The organism is Macrococcus sp. CoH-51_TC_04 (assembly GCF_058188655.1).
Map to the genome: position 1 here is coordinate 270,186 of NZ_JBVGOY010000001.1, position 14,431 is coordinate 284,616.

Genomic DNA, 14,431 nt, shown 5'->3' on the forward strand with positions numbered 1-14,431 from the left:
ATAGCTAATTTGGAATGTGATAATATTTACTTCTTATAAAATATTGATTAGAATGAATATGTAAAGGCTTTATCAATAAATAGGGGGAACACATATGAATTCAAATTTACAGCAAACTGCAAAACAGACATTTGAGTTAAACGGTAAGACTTTTACGTTTTACAGTTTAAAGTCACTAGAGTCACTAGGGCTTGGACAAGTTAAGAAGCTTCCTTATTCTATCCGTGTGTTACTTGAGTCTGTTCTTCGTCAATACGATGGGCGAGTGATTAACGAAGAACATATTAAACATCTTGTTAAGTGGGGGAAGAAGAACGATCCTAACGCAGAGGTTCCATTTAAGCCATCACGTGTTATTTTGCAGGACTTCACAGGAGTACCTGCTGTCGTTGATTTAGCATCACTTCGTAAAGCGATGGATGATGTAGGTGGAGATGTAACAAAGATTAATCCAGAAGTACCGGTGGACCTTGTAATTGATCATTCTGTGCAAGTGGATGCATATGGTAACGAAACAGCGTTACAAAGAAATATGGAGCTTGAATTTGCACGTAATAAAGAACGTTATCAATTTTTGAACTGGGCGACAAAAGCATTTGATAACTACCGTGCAGTACCACCAGCAACAGGTATCGTGCATCAAGTTAACTTAGAATATTTAGCAAACGTTGTTCATGTGCGTGATGTAGATGGTGAACAAGTTGCATTTCCTGATACTTTAGTAGGAACTGACTCTCATACAACGATGATTAATGGTATCGGTGTGCTTGGTTGGGGTGTTGGTGGTATTGAGGCTGAAGCGGGTATGCTTGGTCAACCTTCATACTTCCCAGTACCAGAAGTAATTGGAGTTAAACTTACTGGAGAGCTTCCTGAAGGTACAACTGCAACTGACTTAGCATTACGTGTAACGCAGGAATTACGTAAAAAAGGTGTAGTAGGAAAATTTGTTGAATTCTTTGGTCCGGGCGTAGTGAATTTACCACTTGCAGACCGCGCGACAATTGCCAATATGGCACCAGAATATGGTGCGACTTGTGGTTTCTTCCCTGTTGATGAAGAAGCGCTAAATTATATGCGTTTGACTGGTCGCGATGAAGCACATATCGAGCTCGTTAAAGAATATTTAGTGAAGAATGATATGTTCTTTACAACAGATAAAGAAGATCCAACATATACTGATACATTAACTCTTGATTTATCTACGGTTGAAGCATCATTATCAGGACCTAAACGTCCGCAAGATTTGATTAAATTAAGCAATATGAAAAAAGAATTCGTTAAATCTGTTACTGCTAAAGCTGGTAACCAAGGTCACGGCTTAGATAAAGCTGAATTTGACAAAACTGCCACAACAACTTTAGCTGACGGAAAGTCTGTCACAATGACAACGGGTGATATTGCAATTGCAGCAATTACATCATGTACAAATACTTCAAACCCTTACGTTATGTTAGGTGCTGGCCTTGTTGCAAAAAAAGCAGTAGAAAAAGGATTACAAGTCCCTGCCTACGTAAAAACATCACTTGCACCGGGTTCTAAGGTTGTAACAGGATATCTAGAAGATTCAGGACTTCAAACGTACTTGGATCAATTAGGATTTAATACTGTAGGTTACGGATGTACAACATGTATTGGTAACTCAGGTCCGTTATTGCCTGAAATTGAAGAGACAATATCTAATGAAGATTTATTAGTGACATCTGTATTATCAGGTAACCGTAACTTTGAAGGCCGTATCCATCCTTTAGTTAAAGCGAACTACTTAGCTTCACCGCAGCTCGTTGTCGCTTATGCTTTAGCGGGTACTGTTAATATCGATCTTCAAAACGATCCAATCGGTAAAGGACATGACGGTAAAGATGTATTCTTAAGAGATATCTGGCCGACAATTGATGAAGTTAAAAATGAAGTAAATTCAGTAGTAACGCCAGAATTATTCCGCAAAGAATATGAGAATGTATTTAATTCAAATGAAATGTGGAACCAGATTGAGTCTACTGATCAACCATTATATGATTTTGATCCAACTTCAACATATATTCAAAATCCAACATTCTTCCAGGGTTTATCAAAAGAACCAGGAAGCATTGCACCTTTAGAAAATCTCGCCGTTATGGGTAAATTTGGTGACTCAGTAACAACTGACCACATCTCTCCAGCAGGTGCTATCGGTAAAGATACACCAGCAGGAAAGTACCTGCGTGAGAATGGCGTAGAAATCCGTGACTTCAACTCATATGGTTCTCGTCGTGGTAACCATGAAGTAATGATGCGTGGTACATTTGCAAATATTCGTATTAAAAACCAGATTGCACCTGGTACGGAAGGTGGATATACTACTTACTGGCCAACAGGTGAAGTTATGCCTATCTTTGATGCTTGTATGAAATATCAGGCAGATGGCACAGGACTGGTTGTATTAGCAGGTGATGATTATGGAATGGGTTCTAGTCGTGACTGGGCTGCAAAAGGTACTAATCTTTTAGGTGTGAAAACTGTAATCGCACAAAGTTACGAGCGTATTCACCGTTCTAACTTAGTCATGATGGGTGTACTACCTTTACAGTTCTTAAAAGGGGATTCAGCAGAAAAATTAGGTCTGGATGGCAGTGAGAAGTTCTCTGTAGATATTCATGAAGGTATTAAACCTCGTGATGAAGTTAAGGTAACAGCAGTTAAAACAGATGGTACTCAAGTAGAATTTAATGCTTTAGCTCGTTTTGATTCAGAAGTGGAGCTCGATTACTACCGTCACGGTGGTATCCTTCAAATGGTGCTACGAGGCAAATTAGCTGAGTGATAGGTTGACAGGGACTTTTTTGTCCCTGTTTTTTTATTGAAACTGGTGTATGATAGATACAATAGTATAAATAAGGAGTCAGATGAATGTATATAACAGAAAAAGATATTGAGGTTCGATACGCTGAAACGGATAAGATGGGTGTCGTCTATCATGCGAACTATTTAATCTGGTTTGAAGTTGCAAGAACAGATTTTATAAAGAAAGCTGGGTTTAGCTATCAAGCGATGGAAGATGAAGGATTAATCTCTCCGGTGGTGGATGTATCGGTGCAATATAGGAAATCGATTACTTATCCAGAGACAATTACTGTAAGAACATGGATTGAACGATATAGTAAGCTTAAGACCATTTATGCATACGAGATTGTTAAAGAGGATGGAGCCATCGCAGCGACTGGTAGAACAACGCATGTCGTTATAAAAAGAGGCAGTGAAATCCCTATCCGACTTGATCGTTACTATCCTGAATGGCATGAGAAATATATTGAACTTTCATCTGATGATAACGATAATATCAATTGATTATACAGCTTAATTACGAAAAGTTGGAATATAAAAATCCGGACACTGTGGGGAGTCTATCGTTTGACTACAGTGTTCGGATTTTTAATTCTGCTATAAAAGGGATATATTATTTTTTAAACTGTATCTTAGGCTCTGTTCCTGAAATAATTCTCCTGATATTGCTGCTGTGACGAATAATAATAATCAACATAATCAGAAATGAGATGATCTTCAAAATGATATCATCGAAAAATAATGTAGTAATAAAGTTTCCGATGCTCGTCAAAATACTTGTTAACGATACCATTCGTGTTGTAAACAGTAAGGTAAAGAATATTACAGCGATGATAAGGAAGATCAATGGATTTACACCAAGAATCACACCGGCACTTGTTGCTACTGCCTTTCCGCCTCTAAATTTCAAGTAAATAGGGTAAACATGACCAATTATTGCTGCAAGTCCAAACCATATACCATGAATATCAAGGTCAAATATAATTGGAAATATTGCAGGAAGAACCCCTTTCGCAACATCGAATATCGTGACAAATGTTCCGGCTTTCTTACCTAATACTCGAAATGTGTTGGTGGCGCCTAGATTTCCACTGCCAAACTTACGAATATCTTTGTTAAATAATAGTTTGCCTACAATCAAACCTGTTGGAATTGCACCAAGTAGATAGGCAATTGCTAGTAATAATGCAATCTGCATAATTTTTCTCCTTTATGGGTAGCTACTAATAGTAATTCATAACTATATCTATTATAACGCATACAAAAATAGTTGTGTAGAAAAATATTATAAAAAACAAATAATATTATTATGTAAACTTAAATAATAATGATTTGTAAAAGCTTGCATTTTTAAGGGTTTCATTTAAAATAATGAATGTATATAAATTTTCGAACGTATGTTTGTAGGAGGTAAGCACTTGGCAAATAATCAGTATAATGATGAATCCATTCAAGTCTTAGAGGGTCTTGAAGCAGTTAGAAAAAGACCAGGGATGTATATAGGATCTACGGATTCAAGAGGATTACATCATCTTGTATATGAAATTCTTGATAATTCAATTGACGAAGCATTGAATGGTCACGGTAATGAAATTAACGTTGTTCTCAATGCAGATGACTCTGTAACAGTAACAGATAATGGGCGTGGTATGCCAACAGGGCTGCATAAGACCGGAAAACCAACGCCAGAGGTAATATTTACTGTGCTGCATGCAGGAGGGAAATTTGGTCAAGGGGGCTATAAGACAACTGGAGGACTGCACGGAGTTGGAGCTTCTGTTGTTAATGCTTTAAGCAGCTGGCTCGAGGTGACAATACATAATAATGGAAAGATATTCAAGCAGCGCTTTCAAGATGGTGGAGTACCCGCTACAACGTTAGAAGAAATCGGGAAATCAAAAAAGACAGGGACGAGTGTGACATTTAAACCTGACCCATCTATCTTTAAACAGACAGTTAAATTTAATTTTGATACGTTAAGTGAAAGGTTACGTGAATCTGCATTTCTACTCAACAACCTTAAAATCACGATCACTGATCTTAGAAATAATGAGGAACGTCAGGAAGTGTTCTATTACGAGGATGGATTAAAAGATTTTGTCAACTTTGTCAACGAAGGTAAAGAAACGTTACACGAAGTGGCGAAGTTTAGCGGTAAGTCACATGATATCGAAATTGAAGTCGCATTTCAGTTTAACGATCAGTACTCAGAGACCGTTCTTTCATTTGTTAATAATGTGAGAACGAAAGATGGTGGTACACATGAGGTTGGGATGAAGACTGCTATCACACGAGTATTCAATGAATATGCCAGAAAAATCGGAGAGTTGAAAGCTAAGGATAAGAATCTCGATGGTAATGATATTCGTGAAGGGATGACTGCAATCATTTCGGTTAAGATTCCCGAGAATCTACTGCAGTTTGAAGGACAGACGAAGTCGAAGCTTGGAACGAGTGAAGCGCGTAGTGCAGTGGATAGTGTATTAAGTGAACAACTTCCGTTCTATTTTGAGGAAAACGGAGTATTAAGTCAGAAATTAGTGAAGAAAGCGGTAAAAGCAGCTCAGGCAAGAGATGCTGCACGTAAAGCACGTGAAGAAGCGCGAAATGGTAAGAAGAATAAACGTAAAGAAACATTATTGTCAGGTAAACTCACACCTGCACAAAGTAAGGATACGAGCCGTAACGAACTTTACCTGGTCGAAGGAGATTCAGCAGGTGGTTCTGCTAAACTTGGGCGGGATCGTAAGTTTCAGGCGATTCTTCCGTTACGTGGTAAAGTTATCAATACAGAAAAAGCAAAGCTCGAAGATATTCTAAAAAACGAAGAAATCAGCACCATTATTCATACGATTGGTGCAGGTGTCGGAAATGATTTTGAAATTAAAGATGCAAACTATGACAAAGTCATTATAATGACAGATGCGGACACAGATGGTGCACATATTCAAGTGCTGCTTCTGACATTCTTCTTTAAATATATGAAACCTTTGATTGATGCCGGCAAAGTCTATATTGCGTTACCACCGTTATATAAAGTTTCTAAAGGTAAAGGGAAGAACGAAGTCATTGAATATGCCTGGACAGATGATGAACTTAAAGGGGTTCAAAAGAAGGTAGGTAAGGGCTTTATTCTACAGCGATATAAAGGGCTTGGAGAAATGAATGCAGATCAACTATGGGATACGACGATGAATCCTGAGACGAGAACTTTAATTCGTGTTGAAATCGATGATGAACTTAGAAGTGCTAAACGTGTCTCAACATTAATGGGAGACAAGGTTGAACCACGACGTGACTGGATTGAACGCCATGTTGAGTTCGGTATGCAGGAAGATGTAAGCATTCTGGAAAACGATGAAGTCGAACGCTTAACAGAAGTAGAGGATATCGAAACAATTCAGGATGATGAAAAGGGTGAGGATAATGAATGAGAATATACAAAGTCTTCCGCTTGAAGATGTAATCGGTGACCGTTTTGGTCGCTATAGTAAATATATTATACAGGATCGAGCGATTCCGGATGTACGTGACGGGCTTAAGCCCGTTCAACGCCGTATTTTATTTGCGATGTACGCAGAAGGAAATACATACGACAAGAACTACAGAAAAAGCGCAAAAACGGTTGGTAACGTCATCGGAAACTATCATCCGCACGGGGATTCATCCGTGTATGATGCAATGGTCCGTATGAGTCAGGACTGGAAACTGAGACATGTCCTTGTTGAGATGCATGGTAATAACGGAAGTATCGATAACGATCCGCCTGCAGCAATGCGTTATACTGAAGCTAAGTTATCTAAGCTTGCTAACATCTTGCTTGAAGATATTAATAAAGAGACCGTTGATTTTGTACAGAACTTTGATGATACTACGATGGAGCCGATGGTATTACCGGCGAACTACCCGAATCTACTCGTTAATGGGTCGACTGGAATTTCAGCTGGATATGCTACGGATATACCCCCGCACAATCTGAATGAAGTGATTAATGCGACGTTAAAAGTCATAGATAAACCGAATATATCTACTGATGAAATAATGCAGGTACTACCAGGACCCGATTTCCCGACAGGTGGCATAATAATGGGTAAATCAGGTATCAAACAGGCATACGAGACAGGAAAAGGTAAGATACAGGTTCGCGGAAAAGTAGATATTGAAAAACTACGTGGTGGGAGAGAAGAGATTATTATCTCAGAAATTCCATTTGAAGTGAATAAGAGTAATCTTGTTAAGCGTATTGATGAACTCCGTGCAGATAAGAAGGTCGACGGAATTATCGAGGTGCGTGATGAAACGGATCGAAACGGATTAAGGATTGCTATCGAGTTGAAGAAAGATGCAAATAGTGAAGGCATTCTTAATTTCCTTTATAAAAATACAGACCTACAGGTTGCATATAACTTTAATATGGTAGCAATTAGCGATCGTCGCCCGAAACTGCTAGGGGTTCGTGATATGCTTAACAGTTTTATCAGCCATCAAAAAGAAGTTGTTACAAGACGCAGTCAATATGACTATGATCACGCAGAGAAGCGTATGCATATTGTTGAAGGATTGATCAAAGCACTTTCTATATTAGATCAGGTAATTGAAGTCATCCGTAATTCGTCAAATAAATCTGATGCAAAACACAACCTGGTACATAAGTTTGATTTTACTGAAGCACAGGCTGAAGCAATCGTTATGCTTCAACTCTATCGATTAACCAATACAGATATTGTGGCATTAGAAGCAGAGCATGAAGCATTAAAAGATAGACTCAAGCAGTTATCACTTATATTGAATGATGAGACGCATCTGAAAAAAGTGATCAAAAAAGAATTAAAAGCAATCCAAAAGGAATTTAAAGAAGTGCGCCTGAGCAATATTGAAGAAAAAATTGCAGAAATTAAGATTTCTAAGGAAATCCTTGTTCCCAATGAAGAAACAGTGATCAGTATTACAAGGGAAGGTTACATAAAACGCACATCTCCACGTAGTTTTAGTGCTAGTGGTGTAACCGAGCTTGGTATGAAAGAAGACGATCAATTACTGGCTTATCGTGAAAGCAATCTTCAGCATATAACGTTAGTATTTACAGATAAAGGACGATATATGTATATTCCAAATCATCAGTTGCCTGAAATAAGATGGAAAGATCTTGGAACGCATATTTCTCAAATTGTACCAATAGATGGCGATGAGCGCGTGATTCATATGATTACGGTCACGGACTTCAATTCAGACGCGAAAATTTTAGCCGCTACAAGAAATGGTATGATAAAATTATCTTCGTTGAAGGACTTTGAAGTTACAAGATATTCTAGACCGCTCATTAATATGAAGCTAAAAGATAATGATGTTGTGAATACTATTCATGTAGTAACGGGCAGTGAACATATTCTTGTCGTTACGAAGCAAGGCATGAGTCTGCATTATTCATTAACTGAACTTAATGATACAGGACTTAAAGCTGCAGGTGTTAAATCAATCAATCTTAAAGATAATGATGTTGTCATAACAACGGAAATCATCTATCCAGAAAGTTCATTGCTGATCGCAACACAACGTGGTGCAATGAAAAAAATGGATATTCAATTATTTGAAGAAGGAAAACGTGCCCAACGCGGTCTGATGATACTAAAAGAATTAAAAAATAATCCTCACCAGATTATCGGTGCATACATCATCACTGAAGATATGGCATATACACTCGTATCGGAACACCATGAAAAACATGGAATAACAAAAGCAATCAGAAAAACAGATCGTTATACTAATGGCAGCTTTATCATCGATGAGAAAGCTTTTGGTGAAGTTGTTAAACTTTATATAAATTCTGTGGATTTATAAAGTTTGTGTAGACCCTTACACTATCTATGGTAAAATAGTTTTAGTCTTATTTTACTTTGAATAGTGGAGGGTTTTTATTTTGGATATATCAAAAGTAAATTTTGATGCGTGGATTCCGGAATGGTTTAAGATGATAGTATCTACCGGAAATGATATGATTTGGTCGCAATTTTTAATTGGATTATTATTGCTTGCCGGATTTTTCTTTAGTTTCAGTTCTAGATTCATACAGCTTCGCTGGTTACCAGAGATGTTTAGAGTCATCGGTGAGAAACCAGAGACATTGGATGATGGACAAAAAGGCATATCTTCCTTCCAGGCGTTTGCTATTAGTGCAGCGAGTCGTGTAGGTACCGGAAATATTGCAGGTGTTGCCACTGCTATTGTTCTTGGCGGACCTGGTGCAGTATTCTGGATGTGGATTATTGCTTTTTTTGGTGCAGCAAGTGCATTCTTTGAGGCGACGTTAGCGCAAGTTTATAAGGTTAAAGATGAAAAGGGTGGCTTTCGTGGAGGTCCGGCATATTATATGGAACACGGGCTTGGACAGAAGTGGTTAGGAACAACTTTTGCGCTTTTAATAACTGTTACGTTTGCATTTGTCTTTAATACTGTGCAATCAAATACGATTGCCGAAAGTTTAAATACACAATATAATACACCTGCATGGATTACAGGAGTAGTTCTAGCAATCATTACAGCGATTGTAATTTTCGGTGGTGTACGATGGATTGCAAATGTAACTTCTGCTGTCGTACCTGTTATGGCAATTTTTTATATTCTGCTTGTGCTCTTTATTTTAATTATGCATATTGGTGATGTAATTCCGATGATAATCAGTATTATAAAAGGTGCATTCGGTATGGAACAGGCATTTGGCGGTGCATTAGGTTTTACTATTATGCAGGGGATTAAGCGTGGATTATTCTCAAATGAAGCTGGTATGGGATCAGCACCTAATGCTGCTGCAACAGCTGCTGTTAGCCATCCGGTAAAGCAAGGTTTAATTCAGTCATTAGGTGTATTCTTTGATACGATGATTGTATGTACTGCAACTGCAATTATGATCTTATTATACTCAGGATTAGAGTTTGGAGAGAAAGTACCACAAGGTGTAGCAGTTACACAAGCTGCGCTAAATAACCATGTCGGTAGTTTCGGTGGTTTCTTCCTGACAGTAGCGGTATTCTTATTTGGGTATTCTTCAGTGATTGGTAACTATTATTATGGGCAATCAAATATTGAATACTTAACGACCAACAAAATAGTCATGTTTATCTTCAGATTTATTGTCGTACTCATGGTATTTTTCGGTGCAGTAGTTAAAGTAGAGACGGTCTGGGCGACTGCAGATTTATTTATGGGGCTTATGGCGATCTTGAATATTACTGCGCTTATCGGATTAGCACATGTCGTATTTGAAGTTGCTAAAGATTACGGAGAACAGCGTAAGAAAGGGCTTAATCCTGTATTTAGAACAGAGAATGTTAAAGCGGATTTATCAGACGTTGAGACTTGGGGAGATAACCCGTATCACTTTAGAGATAAAGAAATAAATCATAAATAAAAATACTAAGCTGCAGCTGCAGCTTAGTATTTTTATTTGAAAAGACTCGCTACCCAGTCGATTATAGACTGGATGAAGTTCATAATCTTGTCCCAGAAGCCTTCATCTTTCAGTGTGTCACTAATATTATTACCAAGTTCCTTTGCTTTATCTGTAGCTTTTTTAAAGCCTTCAGAATTTTTGATATCATCTACATAGTTTTTTGTGCCTTCAATAAATTTATCTTTATTTTCACCACTGAAAACGCCGTTATTTTGTGCATTTTCTATAAAGTTAACGATAATATTAATCTGATTGTCATTAATGATATTTGTCAGACCATTATTCTCAATCTTCTGAATAACAATGTTTTTGATTTCTGTCGTATTTAGATTGGCACCTTGCTTTGCAATCTCTGCTTTCGCTTCAGCGATCGCTTTATTGAGCTGTTCTTGAGAGTAACCATTGACATCTGTATTTTGTTCGTTAATGTTAGAGATAGAATTAAGTTCATCCTGAGCAGCTTGTGTCTTCGACTGATCGATTGGCTCACCTTGTGTTTCGAATGCTTTATAGACACCAGCGAGTGCACTTTCACCGGTAACATCTTCAGCGGCTGCAATAGTAACATCAGCATCAGTTACACCTGCTGTAAGTAAAGCATTCTTATAAGTATCCTCAGTGATTTTAGTGATTTTACCGGCAGATTGGTTTATATTTAAAGTGAGACCACTACCAGCAGATAGCTTTTTGATACGAATACTAGACTTTAATACATCGTTACTTGATTGCAGATTTAAGTACTTTCCTAAGTCTTCAGCATAGACATACGTCGTTTTATCCTGGGCATCCGTTTGAAGCAGGTCACTCGTCTTATCTTTAAGGACGTTATTCTGTTCTAATGCTGCACCATACACTGTCACTGCTTCAGACCATGCTTCTTGCGTTACCGCATGGGCACGCTGAGGGATCATGAGCATTAACGAAAGAAATACTGTTAATATTAAAATAATAAGTTTTTTCATATATAATCCTCCTGATAATTTATATATTTTTAGTATATACCTTTATATTATCATGAGCATGTTTATTGTGATATAGGTCTTTGGAATGAGGTGTTATTTTTGAAATATCATGTGATTAAAGTATTGAATAATAATGTTGTTATAACTCAAGGACATGAAGGAGAAACTATCCTGATAGGCAAAGGTATAGGCTTTGGTAAGAAAAGTGGGGCAGTTTTAAAGGATAGTGAACTTGAACGTATAGAGAAGATATTTGAACTTAAGTCATCTTCTGAGCAAGAAAGATATAAGTCATTATTAACTCTAACAAATGATGAAGTAATCCAGACAGTCATAGAAGTGATCGAATTTATCGATCATAAAACGAATGGAGAGATGAATGATAATATTCTTTTATCTCTTACGGATCATATCATTTTTGCATTAAAACGTTATCAGGAAGGCATCATTGTGGCCAATCCTTTCCTGAAAGAAACTGAAAGTCTCTACAGACAGGAGTTTCTGATTGCTGAACAGGTCGTAGCGATGCTGAATGACAGACTGCAGGTACAATTCCCGAAGACAGAAGTAGGTTTTATTGCACTGCATATCCATTCGTCGGTGAACAATCACTCGTTAAGAGATATGCGTCTGATGACTGAAGTTGTTCAAAATGCAATAACGATTATTGAGCAGGATCTAAAGGTTACTGTTGATAGAGATTCTATTACATATTCAAGATTTTTAAGACATATTACATTTACTGTGCAACGTGTGATGTCTGATGAGAGGATGCCGGAACAAAAAATATTAGAAAGCCTATTGAAACAGCAGTATCCTCTGTGTTACAATACATCTGTAAAGATTGTGAAGATGATGCAGACTTATTTAAATAAGCCTGTCTATGACTCGGAATTGGTATATCTTACGATGCATATTCAAGCATTTAATACTGAAGTTGATAACGTGTAACTGATAATGCAGGCATGAGTTATCACTGGTACATGGGACCAGTGTGTACTCATGCCTTTTTATATGGGACACTGCATCACTTTACATCAAAAAACTATTTAGGAGGAATACAGTATGTGGAAAACGTTTTTCGGTCAATTACAACGTATCGGTAAAGCATTGATGCTTCCGGTGGCAATACTTCCAGCTGCAGGGTTACTGCTAGGAATTGGAGCAGCATTACAAACAGAATCATTAGTAGATTTTTTCCCGTTTTTAGCGAATGACATTGTCGTAAAAATTGCTTCAATGTTACAAGCTGCAGGTGGAGTTATCTTTGATAACTTACCATTACTATTTGCTTTAGGAGTGGCCGTAGGACTTGCAGGTGGCGATGGGGTTGCAGCGATAGCAGCCTTTGTAGGATATCTAGTTTTAAATGTAACTATGGGTCAGATTGGTGGTATCACTGCTGAGAATGTTACAAAAAGTCCAGGATACGCTACAATTTTAGGAATTCCAACGTTGCAGACGGGTGTTTTTGGTGGAATAATTATAGGTATTTTAGCAGCATGGGCTTATAATAAGTTCTATAATATTAATTTACCGCCATTTTTAGGTTTCTTTGCTGGTAAAAGATTCGTACCTATTGTAACGGCATTTAGTTCGTTTATATTAGGGATAATAATGTTCTTTATCTGGCCAGTAATTCAAAGTGGTATGAATGGTTTATCATTGTTCTTGATGGAAGAAAACAAGGCATTAGCCGTATTCTTCTTTGGAATGATTAAACGATTATTAATTCCATTTGGTTTGCATCATATCTTCCATGCACCTTTCTGGTTTGAATTTGGTACATATACGAATGCAGCCGGAAAAGTTGTACATGGTGATTTAAATATCTTTATGGCTCAAATACAAGATAAAGTACCTTTAACAGCTGGAGCATTTATGCAAGGTGAATTCCCTGTTATGATGTTTGGTTTGCCAGCGGCGGCGTTAGCCATCTATCATACAGCAAAACCTGAAAAGAAAAAATTTGTAGGAGGATTAATGGCATCAGCTGCATTAACTTCATTCTTAACAGGTATAACTGAACCTTTAGAATTTTCTTTCTTATTTGCAGCACCAATTCTATTCTTTGTTCATGCAGTGTTAGATGGATTATCATTCTTAATACTATATTTAATGGATTTACACCTCGGTTATACATTTTCAGGAGGATTTATTGATTTCTTCACTTTTGGAATGTTACAAGGCAGAACTCCATGGTGGTTAGTAATCCCTGTTGGATTAGTCTATGCATTGATTTACTACACAGTATTTAGATTCTGTATTACTAAATTTAACTTAAAAACACCTGGTCGTGAAGATGAAGAAGTTACAGTTAAAGAAACGTCTACTAATGAACTCCCATTCCACGTGCTTGATGCAATGGGTGGTAAAGAGAACATCAAACATCTAGATGCTTGTATTACAAGACTTAGAGTTGAAGTTAACGATAAGTCCAAAGTAGATGTCGGCGAGTTAAAAGCATTAGGTGCAGCTGGCGTGTTAGAGGTAGGAAACAATATGCAGGCAATCTTTGGGCCTAAGTCAGATCAGATTAAACATGATATGGCTCGAATCATTTCAGGAGACATAACGCGTCCAGAACAAACGACTGTCACTGAAGAGATGAATCCGGTTAAAGCTGAAGAACAAATCGAAGCTGTACCAGCAATAGAGGAACATATTGTATATGCTCCGATTACTGGTGAGGTAGTAGATTTATCTCAAGTACCAGATCAAGTATTCAGCCAGAAGCTAATGGGAGATGGGGTTGCAATCATACCTTCTGTCGGTGAAGTAGTAGCACCATTCGATGGAGTCTTGAAGATGGATTTCCCGACGAAACATGCGATTGGACTTGAAGATGAGAACGGTCTTGAAGTTTTAATCCACTTCGGATTAGAAACCGTTGGATTAAAAGGTAACGGATTTGAAATGCTCGTAGCGCCTGGTGATAAAATCACTAAAGGTCAGTCGTTGTTAAAAGTAGATCTGGATTATATCAGAGCAAATGCGGATAGTGATATTACACCAATTATCTTCACTAATTTGAATAATCAAATGATTCATGATGTCAACTATGGAAAAATTCAATCTGGAGAACATCTGCTTTCAGTTAAATAAATAAAATCAAGGAACATCAAGGGACATCTGTAACGATGTCCCTTGATTTTTTTTGTTATATGTGGTTAAATTTCTTTATATTGTATAAAGAAAT

At 37.5% G+C, this 14,431-nt stretch carries 9 protein-coding genes; 7 read left to right on the forward strand and 2 right to left on the reverse strand.

Annotated elements, in window-relative coordinates:
• The first annotated feature begins 94 nt into the window (after window positions 1–94).
• The gene (gene acnA / locus ACZ2V4_RS01370; protein WP_490514430.1) at window positions 95–2,803 is read left to right on the forward strand and encodes an aconitate hydratase AcnA; all 2,709 of its coding nucleotides are present in this window, start codon (window positions 95–97) and stop codon (window positions 2,801–2,803) included.
• Between the two features lie 86 nt (window positions 2,804–2,889).
• The gene (locus ACZ2V4_RS01375) at window positions 2,890–3,327 is read left to right on the forward strand and encodes an acyl-CoA thioesterase (protein WP_219494748.1); all 438 of its coding nucleotides are present in this window, start codon (window positions 2,890–2,892) and stop codon (window positions 3,325–3,327) included.
• Window positions 3,328–3,436: 109 nt separating this feature from the next.
• On the opposite strand, the gene plsY is transcribed toward ACZ2V4_RS01375, so the two are convergent.
• Entirely contained in the window at window positions 3,437–4,024 is a 588-nt protein-coding gene (gene plsY, locus ACZ2V4_RS01380) for a glycerol-3-phosphate 1-O-acyltransferase PlsY (RefSeq protein WP_420496612.1), read from the reverse strand.
• Window positions 4,025–4,220: 196 nt separating this feature from the next.
• On the opposite strand from plsY, the gene parE reads away from it, so the two are divergent.
• The 3 genes from parE to alsT all read left to right on the forward strand — a co-directional run bounded on the left by parE (window position 4,221) and on the right by alsT (window position 10,228).
• Complete coding sequence (gene parE, locus ACZ2V4_RS01385) at window positions 4,221–6,257, forward strand: DNA topoisomerase IV subunit B (RefSeq protein WP_420495980.1); 2,037 nt, start codon at window positions 4,221–4,223, stop codon at window positions 6,255–6,257.
• Window positions 6,250–8,661, forward strand: coding sequence for a DNA topoisomerase IV subunit A (gene parC, locus ACZ2V4_RS01390; RefSeq protein WP_458619988.1), 2,412 nt, complete (start codon window positions 6,250–6,252; stop codon window positions 8,659–8,661). Before parE ends, parC begins: the two co-directional genes overlap by 8 nt.
• 130 nt (window positions 8,662–8,791) lie before the next feature.
• Window positions 8,792–10,228, forward strand: coding sequence for a glutamine transporter AlsT (alsT, locus tag ACZ2V4_RS01395; RefSeq protein ID WP_490514487.1), 1,437 nt, complete (start codon window positions 8,792–8,794; stop codon window positions 10,226–10,228).
• A 32-nt stretch (window positions 10,229–10,260) separates the two neighbouring features.
• Here the strand turns inward: alsT and ACZ2V4_RS01400 are convergent, their stop codons facing one another.
• Window positions 10,261–11,232, reverse strand: coding sequence for a DUF1002 domain-containing protein (locus tag ACZ2V4_RS01400; protein ID WP_419894907.1), 972 nt, complete (start codon window positions 11,230–11,232; stop codon window positions 10,261–10,263).
• Window positions 11,233–11,322: 90 nt separating this feature from the next.
• On the opposite strand from ACZ2V4_RS01400, the gene glcT reads away from it, so the two are divergent.
• Both glcT and ptsG read left to right on the forward strand, forming a co-directional pair.
• Entirely contained in the window at window positions 11,323–12,183 is an 861-nt protein-coding gene (gene glcT / locus ACZ2V4_RS01405; protein ID WP_458619989.1) for a glucose PTS transporter transcription antiterminator GlcT, read from the forward strand.
• 114 nt (window positions 12,184–12,297) lie between these two features.
• Window positions 12,298–14,337 carry a glucose-specific PTS transporter subunit IIBC gene (gene ptsG / locus ACZ2V4_RS01410; protein WP_420495982.1) on the forward strand — a complete coding sequence of 680 codons (2,040 nt, stop codon included), beginning with the start codon at window positions 12,298–12,300 and terminating at the stop codon, window positions 14,335–14,337.
• The last annotated feature ends 94 nt before the right edge of the window (window positions 14,338–14,431 follow it).

Bases quoted from the DNA above. Each gene is read 5' to 3' on its own strand.
- acnA (WP_490514430.1), top strand. From the start codon at position 95: ATGAATTCAAATTTACAGCAAACTGCAAAACAGACATTTGAGTTAAAC.
- ACZ2V4_RS01375 (WP_219494748.1), top strand. From the start codon at position 2,890: ATGTATATAACAGAAAAAGATATTGAGGTTCGATACGCTGAAACGGAT.
- parE (WP_420495980.1), top strand. From the start codon at position 4,221: ATGTTTGTAGGAGGTAAGCACTTGGCAAATAATCAGTATAATGATGAA.
- parC (WP_458619988.1), top strand. From the start codon at position 6,250: ATGAATGAGAATATACAAAGTCTTCCGCTTGAAGATGTAATCGGTGAC.
- alsT (WP_490514487.1), top strand. From the start codon at position 8,792: ATGATAGTATCTACCGGAAATGATATGATTTGGTCGCAATTTTTAATT.
- ACZ2V4_RS01400 (WP_419894907.1), bottom strand. From the start codon at position 11,232: ATGAAAAAACTTATTATTTTAATATTAACAGTATTTCTTTCGTTAATG.
- ptsG (WP_420495982.1), top strand. From the start codon at position 12,298: ATGTGGAAAACGTTTTTCGGTCAATTACAACGTATCGGTAAAGCATTG.